The 17,703-nt window shown below is 54.4% G+C and carries 21 protein-coding genes; 20 read left to right on the top strand and 1 reads right to left on the bottom strand.

Annotation, left to right across the window (positions count from 1 at the left end; all coding sequences use genetic code 11):
* The first annotated feature begins 16 nt into the window (after positions 1-16).
* The 14 genes from LG203_RS00325 to LG203_RS14450 all read left to right on the top strand — a co-directional run bounded on the left by LG203_RS00325 (position 17) and on the right by LG203_RS14450 (position 11,915).
* Positions 17-472 (top strand): sigma-E factor negative regulatory protein, encoded by a 456-nt coding sequence (locus LG203_RS00325; protein ID WP_230344009.1) that lies wholly within the window; start codon positions 17-19, stop codon positions 470-472.
* Positions 472-1,440, top strand: coding sequence for a MucB/RseB C-terminal domain-containing protein (locus LG203_RS00320; RefSeq protein WP_230344008.1), 969 nt, complete (start codon positions 472-474; stop codon positions 1,438-1,440). Before LG203_RS00325 ends, LG203_RS00320 begins: the two co-directional genes overlap by 1 nt.
* A 205-nt stretch (positions 1,441-1,645) precedes the next feature.
* On the top strand, positions 1,646-3,067 hold the full coding sequence (locus LG203_RS00315) for a DegQ family serine endoprotease (protein ID WP_230344007.1): 1,422 nt from the start codon (positions 1,646-1,648) through the stop codon (positions 3,065-3,067).
* 270 nt (positions 3,068-3,337) lie between these two features.
* Positions 3,338-5,131: a translation elongation factor 4 gene (lepA, locus tag LG203_RS00310; protein WP_230344006.1), complete on the top strand. Its 1,794-nt coding sequence runs from the start codon at positions 3,338-3,340 to the stop codon at positions 5,129-5,131.
* Positions 5,128-5,874 carry a signal peptidase I gene (gene lepB, locus LG203_RS00305; protein ID WP_230344005.1) on the top strand — a complete coding sequence of 249 codons (747 nt, stop codon included), beginning with the start codon at positions 5,128-5,130 and terminating at the stop codon, positions 5,872-5,874. Before lepA ends, lepB begins: the two co-directional genes overlap by 4 nt.
* A gap of 12 nt (positions 5,875-5,886) precedes the next feature.
* Positions 5,887-6,258 (top strand): DUF4845 domain-containing protein, encoded by a 372-nt coding sequence (locus LG203_RS00300; protein WP_230344004.1) that lies wholly within the window; start codon positions 5,887-5,889, stop codon positions 6,256-6,258.
* Between the two features lie 5 nt (positions 6,259-6,263).
* Positions 6,264-6,938, top strand: a complete 675-nt coding sequence (rnc, locus tag LG203_RS00295) for a ribonuclease III (protein ID WP_230344003.1) — start codon at positions 6,264-6,266, stop codon at positions 6,936-6,938.
* A 14-nt stretch (positions 6,939-6,952) separates the two neighbouring features.
* Positions 6,953-7,855, top strand: coding sequence for a GTPase Era (gene era, locus LG203_RS00290; protein WP_230344002.1), 903 nt, complete (start codon positions 6,953-6,955; stop codon positions 7,853-7,855).
* Between the two features lie 137 nt (positions 7,856-7,992).
* The gene (gene recO / locus LG203_RS00285) at positions 7,993-8,718 is read left to right on the top strand and encodes a DNA repair protein RecO (protein ID WP_230344001.1); all 726 of its coding nucleotides are present in this window, start codon (positions 7,993-7,995) and stop codon (positions 8,716-8,718) included.
* A 52-nt stretch (positions 8,719-8,770) separates the two neighbouring features.
* On the top strand, positions 8,771-9,502 hold the full coding sequence (pdxJ, locus tag LG203_RS00280) for a pyridoxine 5'-phosphate synthase (protein ID WP_230344000.1): 732 nt from the start codon (positions 8,771-8,773) through the stop codon (positions 9,500-9,502).
* Between the two features lie 37 nt (positions 9,503-9,539).
* Positions 9,540-9,920, top strand: coding sequence for a holo-ACP synthase (acpS, locus tag LG203_RS00275; protein WP_230343999.1), 381 nt, complete (start codon positions 9,540-9,542; stop codon positions 9,918-9,920).
* The gene (locus LG203_RS00270; RefSeq protein WP_230343998.1) at positions 9,917-10,909 is read left to right on the top strand and encodes a hypothetical protein; all 993 of its coding nucleotides are present in this window, start codon (positions 9,917-9,919) and stop codon (positions 10,907-10,909) included. The genes acpS and LG203_RS00270 overlap by 4 nt, the downstream gene beginning before the upstream one ends.
* Before the next feature lie 3 nt (positions 10,910-10,912).
* A complete protein-coding gene (locus tag LG203_RS00265) occupies positions 10,913-11,743 on the top strand; it encodes a tRNA threonylcarbamoyladenosine dehydratase (protein ID WP_230343997.1) in 831 nt (276 codons plus the stop codon).
* Entirely contained in the window at positions 11,727-11,915 is a 189-nt protein-coding gene (locus LG203_RS14450) for a DUF2256 domain-containing protein (RefSeq protein WP_407665326.1), read from the top strand. The genes LG203_RS00265 and LG203_RS14450 overlap by 17 nt, the downstream gene beginning before the upstream one ends.
* 69 nt (positions 11,916-11,984) lie before the next feature.
* Here the strand turns inward: LG203_RS14450 and LG203_RS00255 are convergent, their stop codons facing one another.
* Positions 11,985-12,242 carry a hypothetical protein gene (locus LG203_RS00255; protein WP_230343995.1) on the bottom strand — a complete coding sequence of 86 codons (258 nt, stop codon included), beginning with the start codon at positions 12,240-12,242 and terminating at the stop codon, positions 11,985-11,987.
* A 153-nt stretch (positions 12,243-12,395) separates the two neighbouring features.
* Between LG203_RS00255 and htpG the strand changes: the two genes are divergently transcribed.
* The 6 genes from htpG to LG203_RS00225 all read left to right on the top strand — a co-directional run bounded on the left by htpG (position 12,396) and on the right by LG203_RS00225 (position 17,702).
* On the top strand, positions 12,396-14,282 hold the full coding sequence (htpG, locus tag LG203_RS00250; protein WP_230343994.1) for a molecular chaperone HtpG: 1,887 nt from the start codon (positions 12,396-12,398) through the stop codon (positions 14,280-14,282).
* A gap of 182 nt (positions 14,283-14,464) precedes the next feature.
* On the top strand, positions 14,465-15,952 hold the full coding sequence (locus LG203_RS00245; protein ID WP_230343993.1) for a choice-of-anchor I family protein: 1,488 nt from the start codon (positions 14,465-14,467) through the stop codon (positions 15,950-15,952).
* Between the two features lie 156 nt (positions 15,953-16,108).
* The gene (locus LG203_RS00240; RefSeq protein WP_230336913.1) at positions 16,109-16,387 is read left to right on the top strand and encodes a hypothetical protein; all 279 of its coding nucleotides are present in this window, start codon (positions 16,109-16,111) and stop codon (positions 16,385-16,387) included.
* Positions 16,388-16,425: 38 nt separating this feature from the next.
* Positions 16,426-17,043 (top strand): 30S ribosomal protein S4, encoded by a 618-nt coding sequence (gene rpsD / locus LG203_RS00235; RefSeq protein ID WP_230343992.1) that lies wholly within the window; start codon positions 16,426-16,428, stop codon positions 17,041-17,043.
* Positions 17,044-17,314: 271 nt separating this feature from the next.
* Positions 17,315-17,449 (top strand): hemin uptake protein HemP, encoded by a 135-nt coding sequence (gene hemP, locus LG203_RS00230; RefSeq protein WP_202943907.1) that lies wholly within the window; start codon positions 17,315-17,317, stop codon positions 17,447-17,449.
* 10 nt (positions 17,450-17,459) lie between these two features.
* Positions 17,460-17,702, top strand: a complete 243-nt coding sequence (locus tag LG203_RS00225; RefSeq protein ID WP_230343991.1) for a hypothetical protein — start codon at positions 17,460-17,462, stop codon at positions 17,700-17,702.
* Position 17,703 lies beyond the last annotated feature (1 nt).

Below are 17,703 nucleotides of genomic sequence, written 5' to 3'. Positions count from 1 at the left end.
GTAACAGGAGAAAGTAATGAAAGATCAAGTTTCTGCTCTCGTTGATGAAGAGCTGTCTCTGGAAGACTCCGAGTATCTATACACGGCCATTCGGTCCAGCGAAACCCTGTCCGATTCCTGGACCACCTATCATCTGATTGGGGACTGCATGCGCGGCAGCCCCATTTTCAAGTCGGATCTGACCGACCGCATCATGCAACAACTGGAACAGGAGCCGGTGGTATTGGCTCCCAAAGCCAAAAAAGCTGTTTACAAGACGCCGACACTTTGGTCGGTGGCGGCTTCGGTAGCCGCCGTCATGTTTGTCGGCTGGATGGTATTGCAGCAACAGGTGCAAACCCATGGCGAAGCTGCACCTGCTGAAATTGCACAGAATGTCGCCTCCGAGTATCTGCTGGCCCATCAGTCCATGGCCCCAAGCAACTCTGCTTATTACATTCAGCCTGCGTCCTACTCTGAAAGCGAGAAGTAATGAAGCGTGGGGTGCTGGGTTTTTTGCTTGTCAGCCATGTTGCGCTTGCAACAGCGGCCGGAGAAGCCACTGGTGACCCCTGGATGGTCTTGCAAAAGGCGGCCCAGGCTGCCCGCGAGCTAAGTTATCAGGGTGTATTTGTTTATCAGTCGGGCACAGGTTCACGCTCGGTACAGATCACCCACATGAATTACGGGCAGGGCGAATATGCCCGCATCGTGGTACTCGACGGCACCCCGCGCGAGGTGTTGAGTCAGGGGCGCGATGTGGTGATTTTCAGCCCGCGTAATGAAAAAGTGATCATTGAAAAGCGACGCGGCCAGAATATGTTCCCGGCAGTCCTCCCCTCCAATCTTGATGCCATCAAGACTAGCTACGATGTCCGGCTGGGCGGCATGGAGCGCATCGGTGGAAGAGATGGCCAAATGGTTATTCTCTCTCCCAAGGATAAATTCCGTTACACCTACAAATTCTGGGCAGACCGTGAATATGGCCTCCTGCTTAAATCCATGTCGGCGAATGATCGCAACGAGCCCATGGAGCAGTTTGCGTTCAATCAGTTAACCTTGATGAATAGCCAGAAAATGGACTGGTTTCAACCCAATGTCAGTCCCGAAAAGCAGTACGTGATGGAAGAGCCCGGGGCAGGTCGCTCGGCGCCAGTGGAAGCCATTACCTGGAGTGTTGATCAGTTGCCCTCAGGCTATCGCAAGGTCGACGAGATTACGCGGTTGGTTCCTGGTAAACCGGCACCTGTGACCCAGATTGTTTATTCGGATGGTCTGGCCTCGGTATCGCTGTTTATTGAGCCTTTGCTCAAAGGGATGGCGCCCAAGGTGGGTCATAGTGCTTTTGGTGCTACCCATTTTTATGCCAATGTCCTTGAAGGACACCAGGTCGTGGTGGTGGGGGAAGTGCCCGAAGCCACAGTGACCCAGATTGCCAATACCATTCATTTCAAGAAATAGCCCCCGTATGGATTTTCCTTGCAGCATGCAGCGCCAACGCGGCCACGCGTTTTGCCGCCATGCTGTGGGGTTTGCACGCATGGACGGTGCACATTTATCAGATGTTGTTAGGGGAACGGGCATGATGTCGCGATGTCTTCAACCACACGCAGCCCATGCTTGAGGTATGACTGTCATTTAACCGATGTACGAATGAGGTGTATGCATGCTTAAGAAAATAATCGCCACTTGCGCGATCCTTATTACAGTGTCAGGAACTGCATCAGCCAAGGACTTGCCCGACTTTACCGAGCTGGCGGAAAAACAAGGGCCTGCTGTTGTGAATATCAGCATTACCCAGGTCATGCATGGCGGGACGGAGGGCAATGTGCCGTTTCCCGGCATGCCGGATGATCCTGCCTTGGGTGAGCTGTTGCGTCGCTTTGGCATCCCCGGGATGCCGGGGCAGGGTAACGGTGCCCCGCAACAGGATTACAAATCCCAGTCCCTGGGCTCTGGTTTTATCATCAGTAGTGATGGATATATCCTGACCAATGCCCATGTGGTAAACGAGGCCGACGAAGTCCTGGTGAAGCTCTACGACAAACGTGAGTTCAAGGCCAAGATCATCGGCTCTGATCGTCGTACCGATGTCGCGCTGATCAAAATTGATGCGACCAATCTGCCCAAGGTCACGATTGGTGACCCCAACCAGCTGAAAGTTGGTGAATGGGTCGCAGCAATTGGTTCGCCATTCGGACTGGAAAATACCATGACGGCGGGTATTGTCAGTGCCAAGGGTCGTGCTTTGCCGCAGGAAAACTTTGTTCCCTTCATTCAGACCGACGTGGCGATCAACCCCGGTAACTCCGGTGGTCCATTGTTCAATCTGCGTGGGGAAGTGGTGGGCATCAATTCGCAGATATACAGCCGCAGTGGTGGTTCTATGGGGCTTTCATTCTCCATTCCGATTGATGTGGCGATTGATGTATCCAATCAGCTCAAGGCTAGCGGTAAGGTTACCCGCGGCTGGCTGGGGATAGGTATTCAGGAAATCAACAAAGATCTGGCTGACTCCTTCGGCATGAAGAGCACCAATGGTGCACTGGTCGCTGGCGTGGAAAAAGGCGCACCAGCCGAAAAGGGTGGCCTGGAAGCGGGCGACGTGATCCTGAAGTTTGATGGCAAGCCTGTCACGACATCTTCTGACCTGCCGCGGATTGTCGGTGCTACCAAGCCCGGTAAGACCGTTCCAGTGGAAGTGTTGCGCAAGGGTAGCAACAAAACGCTCAACATCACGGTGGGTGAAGCGCCTAACGAGAAAGATGCCGCTACGCCTGCTGCCAAAGGCTCAGCCAAACCAGAAGTAAACCGTCTGGGTCTGGTGCTTCGCGAGCTAACCCCGGCACAGAAGCGCAAGCTGAGTGGCAAGAATGGCTTGCTGGTGGTGGATGCGCAGGGCCCTGCTGCTCAGGCAGGTATCCGCCGTGGTGATATTGTGCTTGGGCTTAACAATACCGAAGTGCAGAGCCTGGAGCAGTTCAACAAGCAGTTGGCCACTGTGGCGGGTGGTAAAACCGTTGCGCTGCTGGTGCAACGTGATGACAACACCTTGTATGTACCATTGAAGCTGGCGGCGGATAAATAGCCGTGATCAGCAGTGCTATTAGGCCTGCTTTACGGTAAAATCACGTACTAGTGAATGTAAGAGGGCGCTTCGGCGCCCTTTTGCTATATTCGCGGCAGACGGAATCACATCGTGCCGCGAGCAGGCTTGCTGATTTGAAACAGGCTGAAAGTCCTGATCGGCAGTGCTTTTATGCATGCCGGAACTCCTGGCGGCCGGGCGGTCAACACCTCAGTGTTGACCAGGCTTGGGCGCATGGACTTTCCTCGCTATATATTGCAAACGGACCTCATGAAAAATATTCGTAACTTTTCCATCATTGCTCACATTGATCACGGTAAATCCACGCTGGCTGACCGCATCATTCAGCTGTGCGGCGGTCTTTCGGATCGCGAAATGGAAGCGCAGGTGCTGGATTCCATGGATCTGGAACGTGAGCGCGGCATCACCATCAAGGCGCAGACGGCGGCCTTGCAATACAAGGCGCTGGACGGCCAGATCTACCAGCTCAATCTGATTGATACCCCTGGCCACGTTGACTTCTCCTATGAGGTAAGCCGTTCGCTGTCTGCCTGTGAGGGTGCCTTGCTGGTGGTGGATGCATCACAGGGCGTGGAAGCGCAGAGTGTGGCCAACTGTTACACCGCCATTGATCTTGGCGTGGAAGTGACGGCTGTGCTGAACAAGATTGACCTGCCTTCGGCAGATCCGGAGCGCGTGATTCAGGAAATCGAGGACGTGATTGGCGTGGAAGCCACCGATGCGGTGCGTTGCTCGGCCAAAACCGGGGAAGGCGTACGCGATGTGCTGGAAGCCGTCGTTGCGCGCATTCCGCCACCCACGGGGGATCCAACCAAGCCGCTCAAGGCATTGATCATCGATTCCTGGTTTGATAACTATGTGGGCGTGGTCATGCTGGTGCGGGTGATTGACGGTACGCTCAAGCCCAAAGACAAGATCCGCATGATGGCCACACGCGCCGTGCATCTGTGCGAGCAAGTCGGTGTGTTTACCCCCAAGTCACGCCAGAAGGAATCCTTATCCGCCGGTGAAGTGGGTTTCATCATTGCCGGTATCAAGGAACTGACCAGCGCCAAGGTGGGCGATACGGTGACCTTGGCCGACAAGCCCGCTGCCGAAGCGTTGCCTGGCTTCAAGGAAGTGAAGCCGCAAGTGTTTGCCGGTTTGTATCCGGTGGAATCCAACCAGTTTGAAGCCTTGCGTGATGCGCTGGAAAAGCTGCGCCTGAATGATGCTTCGCTGCAATTCGAGCCGGAAAATTCCACTGCGCTGGGCTTTGGTTTCCGTTGCGGCTTCCTCGGTCTTTTGCACATGGAAATCGTGCAGGAACGGCTGGAGCGCGAGTACGACATGGACCTCATTACCACGGCACCTACCGTGGTCTATGAGCTGTTGCTGAAAAATGGCGAGGTGGTGCAGATTGAAAATCCATCGCGCCTGCCTGAGCCGTCGCGCATTGATGAAATCCGCGAGCCGGTCATCAACGTCAACCTGCTGATGCCACAGGATTATGTGGGTCCGGTGATGACGTTGTGCAATGGCAAACGTGGTGTGCAGCGCAATATGCAGTACATGGGCCGCCAGGTCATGCTGAGCTACGAGATGCCGCTGAACGAAGTGGTACTCGACTTCTTTGACAAGCTGAAATCCGTATCGCGTGGCTATGCCTCCATGGATTACGAATTCCTCGAGTTTCGTGCGGCGGATCTGGTCAAGCTGGATATCATGGTCAACGGTGACCGCGTGGATGCGTTATCCCTGATTGTGCACCGCGCCAACAGTATCTACCGTGGTCGCCAGTTGTGTGCCAAGATGCGCGAGCTGATTCCACGCCAGATGTTTGATGTGGCGGTGCAGGCGGCCATTGGCGCCAACATCATTGCCCGTGAAACGGTGAAAGCCATGCGTAAGAATGTGCTGGCAAAATGCTATGGTGGCGATATTACCCGCAAGAAAAAACTGCTTGAGAAACAAAAAGAAGGTAAAAAACGCATGAAGCAAGTGGGCAATGTGGAAATTCCACAAGAAGCATTCCTGGCGATTCTGAAAGTAGAAGACAAATGATGTTCGCACTGTTTATGGTGGTTATCCTGGCCGTCACCGGCCTGATCTGGTTGCTGGATATTCTGGTGCTGAAAAAGCGTCGTCCGGCAGGCAAGGCAGACCCAGTGCTGGTGGAATATTCCAAAAGCTTTTTCCCGGTGATTCTGGTGGTGTTCATGATCCGCTCCTTCGTGGTCGAACCCTTCAAGATTCCTTCCGCGTCCATGATGCCGACCCTGATTGCAGGCGACTTTATCCTGGTGAACAAATTCATCTACGGTTTGCGCGTGCCTATTCTCAACAACACCTTTCTCGATATCCGCCATCCGCAACGTGGCGAAGTCTTCGTGTTTCATTATCCGAAAGACCCGTCGATTGATTACATCAAGCGCGTGGTCGGCGTGCCTGGTGACAAGATTGCCTACCGCGACAAGCAGCTCTACATCAATGGCAAAAAGCTGGATGTGAACTACGCGGATGACTATCAGTATGTAGGCTCAGGCCTCAGCATGGTGGTGACCAAGCGCTACCAGGAGCAATTGGGCGAGCACAAGCACGATATCCTGCTGGAAGAAGAAAAACCTTCGCTGGATGGTGAGGTCGAAGTGCCGCCTGGTCATTATTTCGCGATGGGCGACAACCGTGACAACAGTAATGACAGTCGCTTCTGGGGCTTTGTGCCGGAAGAGAATCTGGTCGGCAAGGCGTTTTTCATCTGGTGGAATTTTGATAATTTCGGCAGAATTGGCAACACCATACAATAAGGGCTGATCAACATGAACCGTCAACGTGGTATTACCTTTATCGGGCTGGTGCTGCTTATTGCCGCGGGGCTGTTCGTGGTCATGGTAGGCATGAAGCTCACCCCGGCTTATGTGGAATATTTCACCATCAAGAAGACGTTGAAAAAGATCAGCCAGGAGCCTGGTTTTGAGACCATGAGCCGCAAGGAGATCATGGATGTCTACATCAGGGCAGCGATGATAGACGAGATCAGTGATGTGGATGCCAAAGATCTGGTGGTTGGTAAAAATACCGCTGGGCAGAACACGGTGTCCATTGATTACCAGAAAGTAATCCCGATTATCGCCAATGTCAGCGTGCTGATTGATTTCACTGCTTCTACCGATGCCTCGGCATCGCCCTGACCCGGATGTCACAAACCGGACTGGAACGGCTGCTAGGCCATGATTTCACCAATGGGCAACTGCTGACGCAGGCCCTGACCCATCGCAGCCATAGCGCCCGCAACAACGAGCGCCTGGAGTTTCTGGGCGATGGGGTGTTGAACTGCATTATCGCCAACCAGCTTTACCAGCGTTTTTCTAAACTGCCAGAAGGCGACCTCAGCCGTTTGCGCGCGCATCTGGTCAAGGAGCCTACCCTCTGCGAGATAGCCCAGCGCCTGCAATTGGGTGACATGCTCAAGCTGGGCGAGGGCGAATTGAAAAGCGGCGGCTGGCGGCGTCCTTCCGTACTGGCCGATGCGCTGGAAGCCATTATTGGCGCGGTGTTTCTCGATGCAGGCTTTATTGCGGCAGAAGCACTGGTGGTCAGGCTGTATACGCCTTTGCTCGAAGCCATCGACCCCAAATCCATAGGCAAGGATGCCAAATCCCTGCTACAGGAATACCTGCAGGGCCGCAAGATTGCCTTGCCCGAATACACCGTGACAGCCACCGAGGGCGAGGCGCACTGCCAATTGTTCAAGGTGGATTGCACCATCCCCAAACTCAAGCTGGTCACCCATGGTGAAGGCTCCAGCCGCCGTGCGGCCGAGCAACAGGCCGCCGAGCGTGCCTACCAGCAACTTACAGCTACCTCGTAGCGAAAAGACTTTATATGACCACTGAAAATACTCCTGCTTCTCCCTTCCGCTGCGGCACCGTGGCGATTGTGGGCCGTCCCAATGTTGGCAAATCCACGCTGCTCAATCATATTCTCGGGCTCAAGCTCAGCATTACCTCGCGCAAGGCGCAGACCACGCGCCACCGCCTGCTGGGCATACATACCACCGACGATACCCAATACCTGTTTGTGGATACACCCGGGTTCCAGCAAAAGCATGTGAATGCGCTGAACCGCAGTCTGAACAAGACCGTGACGCAGGTGCTGGCCGAGGTGGATGTGGTGCTGTTCGTGATCGAACCCATGCATCTGGGCGAAGCTGACCGCCTGGTGCTGAACATGCTGCCGCGCAACAAGCCGGTATTGCTGGTGGTCAACAAGGCTGACCTGATGGGCGACAAGGGCAACCTGCTGCCGCTGATCCAGGATTTTGATCTGGAATTCCCGTTTACTGCCATCGTGCCCGTCAGCGCCAAGAAAAACCTGTATCTGGATGAACTGCTGCATGCCGTGCGCCAGCATCTGCCAGAGCAGGAAGCGATGTATGGTGAAGATGAGCTGACGGACAAGAATGAACGTTTTCTGGCAGCCGAACTTCTGCGTGAAAAAGCCTTTCGCTTCCTGGGCGACGAAGTGCCTTACAGCATTGCTGTTGAAATTGAGAAGTTCGAGATGGAAGGCAACCTGCGCCGCATTCATGCTGCATTTATTGTCGACAAGGAAAGCCAGAAGCCCATGCTGATAGGCAAGGGCGGCGCCAAGCTCAAGCAGATTTCCACCGAAGCACGTCAGGATATGGAAAACCTGTTTGGGGGCAAGGTCTGGCTGGAAACCTGGGTCAAGGTCAAAGGTGGCTGGGCGGATGATGAGCGCGCCCTGAAATCCCTGGGGTATTGATCATCGCTGATGATTGCGCTCCTGGTCATTGTCACCAAGCCGTGATCGCGTTCGGCGTCTCGCAGGCCTGCATGCTGTGAATCCCCGAATTTGCTTGCTCTGATTCCATCTGATTTGATCCGCCGTTAATTCTTCTTATGGCCGTCCTCCACAAACAAGACAATCAGCCGGTGTATGTGCTGCATACCTATCCGTTCAAGGAAACCAGTCTGGTCGTGGAGTTGTTCAGCCGCGATTTTGGTCGTGTGGCGGCGGTGGCAAAAGGCGCTCGCCGTCCCCGTTCCGCCATGCGCGGCATGCTGCAATCCTTTCAACCCCTGCTAGCCACCTGGTCAGGCAAGGCTGAGCTGAAGACCCTGCATAGTCTGGAGTGGGGCAGCGGCCTGTTGCTATTGCAGGGCGATGCCCTGATGTGCGGCTTTTACATGAACGAGCTGCTGCTGCGCTTGCTGCCGCGTGAGGATAGCCACGATGCCCTGTTTGCGTATTACGGGGATACCTTGCGTACCCTGTCGCAGAACGCTGAGCATGCCACCAGCCTGCGCCGCTTTGAATTGCGCATGCTGCAGGAGATGGGCTATGCCGTGCCCTTGCTGAACGACGAGCGCGACCAGCCGATAGAGGCGGAGCGCATATATGAATACGTGGCCGAGCGCGGCGCCAGCACCGGAGTCACTCCACTGCCTGCGGCCAATCGCGTACAATTGCGTGGCAAAACCCTGCTGGACATGGCCCGGGATGATTACGCCGATAGCCAGACCCAGCAGCAAAGCAAGCAATTGATGCGCATGCTGCTGGCGCATTATCTCGGTGACAAGCCGCTGCATACGCGGCAGTTGCTGATCGACTTGCAAGGCCTGTAATGCGGGGCATCTGAGACTGCCTCATACTGTCATCAATGAAAGCCAATCAATCATGATTAAACTCGGGGTCAATATTGACCATGTCGCCACGCTGCGCCAGGCGCGCGGCACCCAGTACCCCAGCGTGGTGCAAGCCGCGTTGCGCGCGGAAGAGGCTGGCGCCGACAGCATCACCATCCATCTGCGTGAAGACCGCCGCCATATTCAGGATGCCGATGTGTTTGCCTTGCGGCCCTTGTTGCAAACCAAGATGAACCTGGAAATGGCCGTGACCGAAGAAATGCTGGGCATTGCCTTGCAGGTGAAACCGCAGGATGTCTGCCTGGTTCCCGAGCGGCGAGAAGAGCGCACCACCGAAGGCGGCCTGGAAGTAGCAGGCAATCTGGTGGCAGTGAGCCATGCCTGCCAGGTGCTGCGGGATGCCGGCATCCGCGTGTCGCTGTTCATCGCCCCCGATATTGCGCAGATTGATGCCGCCAAGGCGGCGGGTGCCCCGGTAATTGAAATCCACACTGGTACCTTTGCCGATGCGGAAACCCCGGAAGAGCAAGTCCATGAACTCGCCCGCGTCCAGGCCGCCGTTGCCCATGGGCGCAAGCTGGGCCTGGTGGTGAATGCCGGACATGGCTTGAATATTCACAATGTGCATTTGATCGCCGCTATTCCCGGCATTGAAGAGCTGAACATCGGCCACGCCATTGTGGCGCATGCCATCTTCGTTGGTTGGGAATATGCGGTGCGTGAAATGAAAGCCTTGATGCTGCAGGCGGCCAAAGCCGAATGATCTGCTCCCAGCATTTGCCGACGCAGCAGGGCGCGCAATGATATTCGGCATAGGCACCGATATCGTTGAAGTCTCGCGCATTGAGGATTCTCTGGCTCGCTTTGGCGATGCATTTGCCGCGCGCATACTGACCTCGGCCGAGTATGATGAATACCTTGCCAGCAAGACCCGTGCGCGGTTTCTCGCCAAGCGCTTTGCCGCCAAGGAAGCCTTTGCCAAGGCGCTGGGTACCGGTATTCGCGGGCCTGCAGCCTTTGAGAATATTGGCGTCGGTCATGATGACCTCGGCAAACCTGTGCTGCTGCTGGCGCAAGAATTGCAAAGCTTGCTTGATGCCAAAGGCATCGTGCACAAGCATTTATCAATCAGCGATGAAAAGGCCCTGGCGGCTGCATTTGTCGTTTTGGAAAAGGCATGATGGTGAATTCTCGATTACTCAAACTGGCGCTTTTCTCCCTCCTGTTGTTCGGGTTTGTGTTGCCAGCATACGCTGCCAACTGGAATCTGCTGGGTGAGAGCCGCTTTGGCAAACATTACATCGATATCGGTACCCTGGAGTGGGAAGCCAGCAAGACCGCATTTACCATCAACACCCGCGTGGTACAGCCAGACAATGCCGAGTGGCTCACCACCATACGCGTGGATTGCAAGGACAGCAGCTATGCCTATCTGAGCGGCAGCAAAACCCAGGATGGCCAGGTGCTGAGCGAATTTGAGACGCCCAAGCCTGCCAGCGCCATTGCGCGCGACTCCATGCCCGACCAGTTGAAAGGCAGCTTTTGCGGCGTGCGTACCGTGTCGGGCCAATGGGAGTCCGTCGGCAAGAGCGCGATTTCTGAAGTCTTTTTCAATCGACAATCCATCAAGCAATATGCTGATGGCAGCCATTTCATGGTGGATACCCGGGTGGTGCCATTTGACAAGAGTCAGGAAACCCTGAGTACGTTATCGTTTGATTGCGACGCCAGCACTTTCATCATGACGCGCATGAGCACGCTCAAGGATGGCAAGCTGACGCAGGTGTTTGACAAGCCCAAGCCTGCAACTGCGGTCAGCAAGACTGCCACGCTGGAAACCTTGGCACAGAAATTCTGTGTGGAAATCCCGATTATCAATGACTGGCAGGAGCTGGAGGTGGGTGGCAAAAGCCGTTTGTACCTCAGCAACCAGAGCGTGCGCTGGAATACCGACCGCAGCTTCTTCTCCGTCATGCTGAAGTCGACCTATGACCAGGGCAGCGAAATGGTCAACCATGTGTCGATTGATTGCGATAAAAATACCTCGACCTTCCTCGGAGGCACGCTCAAGGTCAATGATGTGATGGAAAATCTGGGTGCAGAGCCGCCCAAAACCATCCTGGCCAACACGCCATTTGCCACCATCAAGCGCTTGTATTGCGGACAGTAGGCCATGGCAGTGCGTTCGCCTTCAATCCAGACTGATGCCCAGGACGCTATCCCTGATCTGCAAGATGTGGATATGGAGCGACGCTTTGGTGGCGTGCGGCGCCTGTATGGCGCTGAGGCGCTGGCGCGTTTTCAGGCGGCGCATGTCTGCGTGATCGGCATAGGCGGTGTAGGGTCCTGGGCCGCCGAGGCGCTGGCGCGCAACGCCATTGGCCATATCACGCTGATTGACCTCGACAATATTGCCGAATCCAATATCAATCGCCAGCTGCATGCACTGGATGGCGAACTGGGCAAGGCCAAGGTGACGGCCATGGCCGAGCGCATCCAGCGGATTAATCCATTGGCGCAGGTGGTGCAGATAGAAGACTTTGTCACCGTGGAGAATGTAGACGCCATGCTGGGACAGGGCTTTGATGGCGTGATTGATGCCATTGATGATGCACGTGCCAAAGTGGCGATTGCCGCCTGGTGCCGACGCCAAAAACTGCCGCTGGTTGTGACCGGTGGCGCAGGCGGCCGTCTGGATCCCACCCGCATCCGCCATGCCGATCTGGCCCAGGTGCATGGGGATCGATTGCTGGCCAAGGTGCGCAACAGCCTGCGACGTGACCATGGCTTTCCCCGCGCGCCCTCGGGCAACAAAGCCCCGACCAAGTTTGGCATTCCCTGTGTTTATTCGGATGAACCCATCCAGAAACCAGACGCCAGTTGCGAGACCGAGGGCGGGCTTAGCGGCCTTAATTGTGCAGGCTATGGCTCATCCGTTTGCGTGACTGCGCCATTTGGCATGGCGGCTTCCGCACTGTTACTGAAGAATCTCTCCGCAGCCTGAGGCATGCACCCTGCCTTCCAGTGAATTCAAAGGCAATAAGGCCTACCTCCCCAGCAAGCCCTGTGTGCAATGTGGCCGCGCCATGACCTGGCGTAAAGCGTGGGAAAAGAACTGGGACAGTGTCAAATACTGTTCAGATGCCTGCCGCCGCGCGGCAAAGCACAAAGCCTGAAAACCCAGGTGATACGCTTGTTACCCGATTGCCGCGTACGCTTATGACAATCTGCGGGGCATATTCCCACTAAGGCTGGATGTCAGACTCGTATTCCGGAAAGTAGCGCGCGATCACGGAAAGATCAAAGCTGCGCAGGATGCTGGTGTTGGATTCACGCGCCAGAAGAAACTCAAATGAGCGCATAACGAGGGACGCTGTATCTTCATCTTGGCGCGCCAGTTTCCTGGCATATTCCGGCTGCACCGTAACCAGATGCGTGGTTGTCGTGCGGCTGGAGACTTCTACTTCATACCTGCTGTCGTCGAGCTGTTTTACCTTGATCATGATGGCTCCCCGGCTGTCATGCTTCAGTTTAGCAAAATCGCACTTGAAAAAAAGACGAATGCCCCAAATTTAAGAGCAAGTTTTTACGCATGTGTAAATCCTGAATTTATACAGCCTGCTTTTTACCACTAAAGTTTTACCATGGGAGTTTATATGTCGACCGACACCATTCAAAAAGAAACGCTAGGTTTTCAGGCCGAAGTAAAACAACTGCTGCAGTTGATGATTCATTCGCTCTACAGCAACAAGGAAATTGTGCTGCGCGAGCTGATTTCCAATGCCTCGGACGCGGCAGATAAATTGCGCTTTGAGGCGCTGTCCGACAACAGCCTGTATGGCAATGACAGTGATTTGAAGATTCGTGTGTCCTTCGATAAGGATGCGCGCACCCTGACCATTTCCGATAACGGCATTGGCATGAACCGCGCTGAAGTCATCAGCAATATCGGCACTATTGCCAAGTCTGGTACCAAGGAGTTTTTCCAGTCACTGACGGGCGACCAGGCCAAGGATGCCAATCTGATCGGTCAGTTTGGCGTGGGCTTTTATTCGGCGTTCATTCTGGCGGACAAGGTCACCCTGATTACCCGCCGTGCGGGCAGTGATGAAGCCGTGAAGTGGGAATCGGCAGGCGAGGGCGACTACACCCTGGAAGCTGTTGAGAAAGCTGGCCGTGGCACCGATATCATCCTGCACCTGCGTGAAGGCGAAGATGAGTTCCTGAATGACTGGAAGCTGAAAAGCATTATCCGCAAGTATTCCGACCATATCACCCTGCCCATCATCATGAAGAAGTCGGAATGGAAAGATGGCGAGCAGGTGCCAACCGATGAAGATGAAACCGTGAACAAGGCGTCTGCCTTGTGGGCGCGTTCCAAGAGCGATATCAGCGACGAGGAATACCAGGAGTTTTACAAGCATGTATCGCATGACTTTGAAAACCCGTTGGCCTGGAGCCACAACCGCGTAGAAGGCAAGCAGGAATATATCTCGCTGCTGTATGTGCCGAGCCGCGCGCCGCTCGATTTGTATGACCGCGAGCGCAAGCATGGCATCAAGCTCTACGTGAAGCGCGTCTTCATCATGGACGATGCGGAAAAGCTGATGCCACAATACCTGCGCTTTGTACGTGGGGTGATTGATAGCGCTGACTTGCCACTGAACGTCTCGCGCGAAATCCTGCAGTCCAGCCGCGATATCGACAATATCAAGGCAGGTTCGGTGAAAAAGGTATTGGGTCTGCTGGAAGATCTGGCGGAAAACAAACCGGAAGAGTACGCCGGTTTCTGGAAGGAATTCGGCCGTGTGCTGAAAGAAGGCCCGGGCGAAGACTTTGCGAACCGTGAAAAGATTGCAGGCCTGTTGCGCTTTGCTTCTACCCATGCCGATACTGATGCGCAAGTGGTGTCGCTGAAGGACTACATCGGCCGCATGAAGGAAGGTCAGGACAAGATCTACTACATCACGGCCGATAGCTTTGCCGCTGCTCAGCATAGCCCGCACCTGGAAATCTTCCGCAAGAAGGGCATTGAGGTCTTGCTGTTGTCCGACCGCGTGGACGAATGGATGCTGTCCAGCCTGACCGAGTTTGATGGCAAGGCCTTGCAGTCGGTGGCGAAGGGCGACCTCGACCTGGGCAATCTGGAAGACGAAGCCGAAAAAGAGCAGCAAAAGAAAGTGGAAGAAGAGGCCCGTGATTTGATTGAGCGTGTGAAAACGACGCTAGGCGAGCGTGTGAAGGAAGTGCGCGTAACGCACCGCCTGACCGATTCCCCGGCTTGCCTGGTGGCGGGTGAAAACGATCTCTCGGGTAATCTGGAGCGCCTGCTCAAGGCTGCCGGACAGAAAACGCCGGATAGCAAACCTATCCTGGAAGTGAATCCTGAGCACAAGCTGGTCGCCAAGCTCAAGACCGAGTCAGATGAAGGCCGTTTTGCCGACCTGGCAAACCTGCTGTTTGATCAGGCTTTGCTGGCAGAAGGCGGGCAACTGGAAGACCCGGCCAGTTTTGTGCGTCGCATGAATAGCCTGATCAGCTAATCCATCAGTCACGGTTATACCCTCCAAATGCCCCGCTTGCCGGGGCATTGTTTATGCGTGCAATCCCTCGCGCCTGGTCGGTTTCATCATCCTGTCATACATCATCTTTACATTTATTAACATTGCCTGCTGCACGCAGACATTTAACACACACCAATCGCACACATAACAAGGATGGGAAGATGAAAAAGAAACTGATCACACTGGCGGTTTCCGCCCTTTGCCTGCCGGCGATGTCGTACGCTGCCGATACGCTGAGCCTGAGCAAACTCTGGACATATAACCACGCCTCCACTGGCGTGGCTGGTCAAACCTCCGAAATTTCCGCTTATGACAAGGTCACCAACACCGTATGGGTGGCTGGTGTCAATGGCGTCGATGTATTGAACGCGACTAGCGGCAGCCTTGTGCAGCATATTGATACGACAGCCTATGGCTCGATCAACAGCGTTGCCATTCATAATGGCCTGGCCGCTTTCGCCATCGAATCCACCGTCGATCGTACCGCCCCTGGCGTGGTCAAGCTGTTTGATACCTCCAGCCGCGCGCTGACTTCCGGCGTGAACTCAATTACGGTCGGTGCCTTGCCCGACATGCTGACCTTTACTGCCGATGGCTCGCGTCTGCTGGTGGCTAATGAGGCCACGCCTACCAACTATGCGGGTTATGATCCTGCGGGCAGTGTCAGCGTGATCAATATGAGTTCACGCACTGTCATTACGAATGCTGGATTTACTGGCGTACCAACTACTGGCAGCAACATCCGCACCAATACCGGTATGGATTATGAACCAGAATATATTGCGGTGAACAAGGCCGGCACCCAGGCTTATGTGTCGCTGCAGGAAGCCAATGCAATTGGCGTGCTGGATCTCAAAACCAACAGCTTTAGTAGCATTATTGGCCTCGGTACCAAGGATTTCAGCCAGGTGGGTAACTGGATTGATCCTAGCCATAAGGATGGCAAGGTTGAGTTGCGAGCCAGCGACGTGAAGGGCCTGTATCAGCCTGATGCGATGGCAGCTTATGAAGTGGATGGCAAAACCTTTATCGTGATGGCGAACGAAGGCGATACCCGCGAGGATGATGGCGACAAGGCACGCGTGAAAGATATCTCGGCCTTGAAAGCTTCGGCTCCGGCAGACCTGAAAGAGCTGAATATTTCCGTGACTGATTCTACCCCCGGCAATCTGGTGACATTCGGTGCCCGTTCCTTCTCGATTCGAGACGCTTCCGGCGCCATCGTGTTTGATAGCGGTAACCAGCTGGATGCTAAGGCCATCGAGTTGGGTATCTATGATGATGGCCGTAGCGATGACAAGGGCGTTGAGCCTGAAGGTGTTGCATTGCTGGATCTGGGTGACCGCACTTTGGCCTTCATTGGTCTGGAGCGCACCTTGAAAAGTGCGGTGGCGATTTATGACGTGACCGACCCCAGCAAAGCCAGCTTCCTGGATATGATCGTGACCGATGGGGATTTGGCGCCTGAAGGCCTGATGACCTTTGTGCGTGATGGCAAATACTATTTGTCGATTGCCAACGAAGTAAGCGGCACGACCAGCCTTTACAGTATTTCTGGTGTGTCGGCGGTACCGGAAGCACAAACCTACGGTATGCTGCTGGCAGGGATAGGGCTGCTTGGTTTCGTGACATATCGTCGCAAAATTTGATGCCTTAAAGATTGCCGCGATGAAAGTATCAAGCCACCGCAATTGCGGTGGCTTTTTTTATTTGCAGATGTTTTTTACCTGAATTTTCATGATGCGTGTTGACTTAACAAATGCGAATCATTATCATTATTAAAACTTGGTTAACAAGGACTGGCCGTGAAACCCAAAGAAGCGATATTTGATCCGGAATTGCCCAATGCGAATGCTGTGCTGGCTTCGCTGTGCTGTGTGACTGCGCGTTATGCCAGTCATCCTTCGGCCGAGCTGGCTGAGCTGGCGCTGGATCTTTCCCGCAAGCTGACTGCTCCGCAATATGCCGAATCCAAGCTGGTATCAGAAGTGGCCCAGCGACTGATGCGGGATTGGGAAGCCATCGCGCACGAGCAGCATGCCATGCAGTCAGTCGTGGTGCCGGGCAGTCGTCATCTGCAATAAGCCCAAACTAAAAATCATCGATATCGGAGTGTAGTGTTATGTCCCGTTTTACTGGCCCTAGGCTGAAAGTCATGCGCGCATTGGGCGTGGATTTACCAGGCCTTTCCCGCAAAAGCATAGAGCAGCGTCCCACGCCACCTGGGCAGCATGGCGCCAAGGCCGTGCGTCGCAAAAAGTCTGACTTCGGCATCAAGCTGATGGAAAAGCAGAAGCTGCGTTTCAATTACGGTTTGTCTGAGCGCCAGTTGCGTCGTCTGATGGTAGATGCACGCCGCGGCAAGGCGCCTACCGGGGAAACCTTGCTGCAGTTGCTGGAGCGTCGGCTGGATAACGTGGTATTTCGCGCAGGTTTCGCACCAACCATCGCCGCCGCCCGTCAACTGGTGTCGCACCGACACCTGCAGTTGAATGGTAAGGTAGTCAGCATCCCCTCCATCCGCTTGAGAGTAGGGGATGAAGTCAGTCTGAAGCCAGCCAGTGCACAGATTCCTATTGTCAACGAAACACTGAAAGACATGCCCCTGATTCGCCCTGAATGGTTGAGTTGGGATGAAACACAGCGCGTTGCACGTATCGCGCACTTGCCCGCTGCAGAAGATGTGCCGTTCCCGGTAGATGTGCAGCAAGTTGTTGAGTATTACGCCAACAGACTTTAGTTCTGCTGGTCGTTCGTGGTCTCCTCTCTCGGTCGTCGTTGCTGGCGGCCGTTTTTTTTGGGTAAAAATTCCCGCTTCTCATGGCTATTCAAGGTGAATAATCAATTGTAAAATTAGGCTTGACCACCTAATTGAGAATCGTTATCATTTGTTTTATCCTGAGTTAATACTCTCAGGTTCATTTATTTCAGGTTCAAGTGAGGGTCATATGACATCGACGACATTGTTAACAGATGCACCTCGAGGGGCGGATGCCGGTGTGCAACCGTCCATGACGAACGCGAAACTGCGTCAGCTGGATAGCAAAGAGCTATTTAATGGGCAACGCGAACTGGAGATTGCACATGGCGATCAAACTTATCGCCTGCGGCTCACCCGTCAGGGCAAGCTTATTCTGACGAAGTAAAGGAGTTCGCATGAAGCCGGAAAATCCCTGCAAGCGCATTGTGCTGGCTGGTAACGACGGGTGCAGGATCTTATTCTGCGAAGAATGTAATGTGGCTGAACTCGAAGTAGGTGCGTTAAGTTTGCGGCTGGATATGCAGGCGTTTGGCACCCTGGCAGAGCTGTTGCAGGAGGGTGCTGCCAGATTGGCCATATATAATGCAGTCCAAGAAAGAAACAATGCAATGATGAATGGGGTAGGGAATGTACACTGAA

The sequence above is a fragment of the Methylovorus mays genome (assembly GCF_020531915.1).
Lineage (GTDB): Bacteria > Pseudomonadota > Gammaproteobacteria > Burkholderiales > Methylophilaceae > Methylovorus > Methylovorus mays.
The sequence above is the reverse complement of the archived record's forward strand: the minus strand, read 5'-3'. Positions and strand labels throughout refer to the sequence as shown.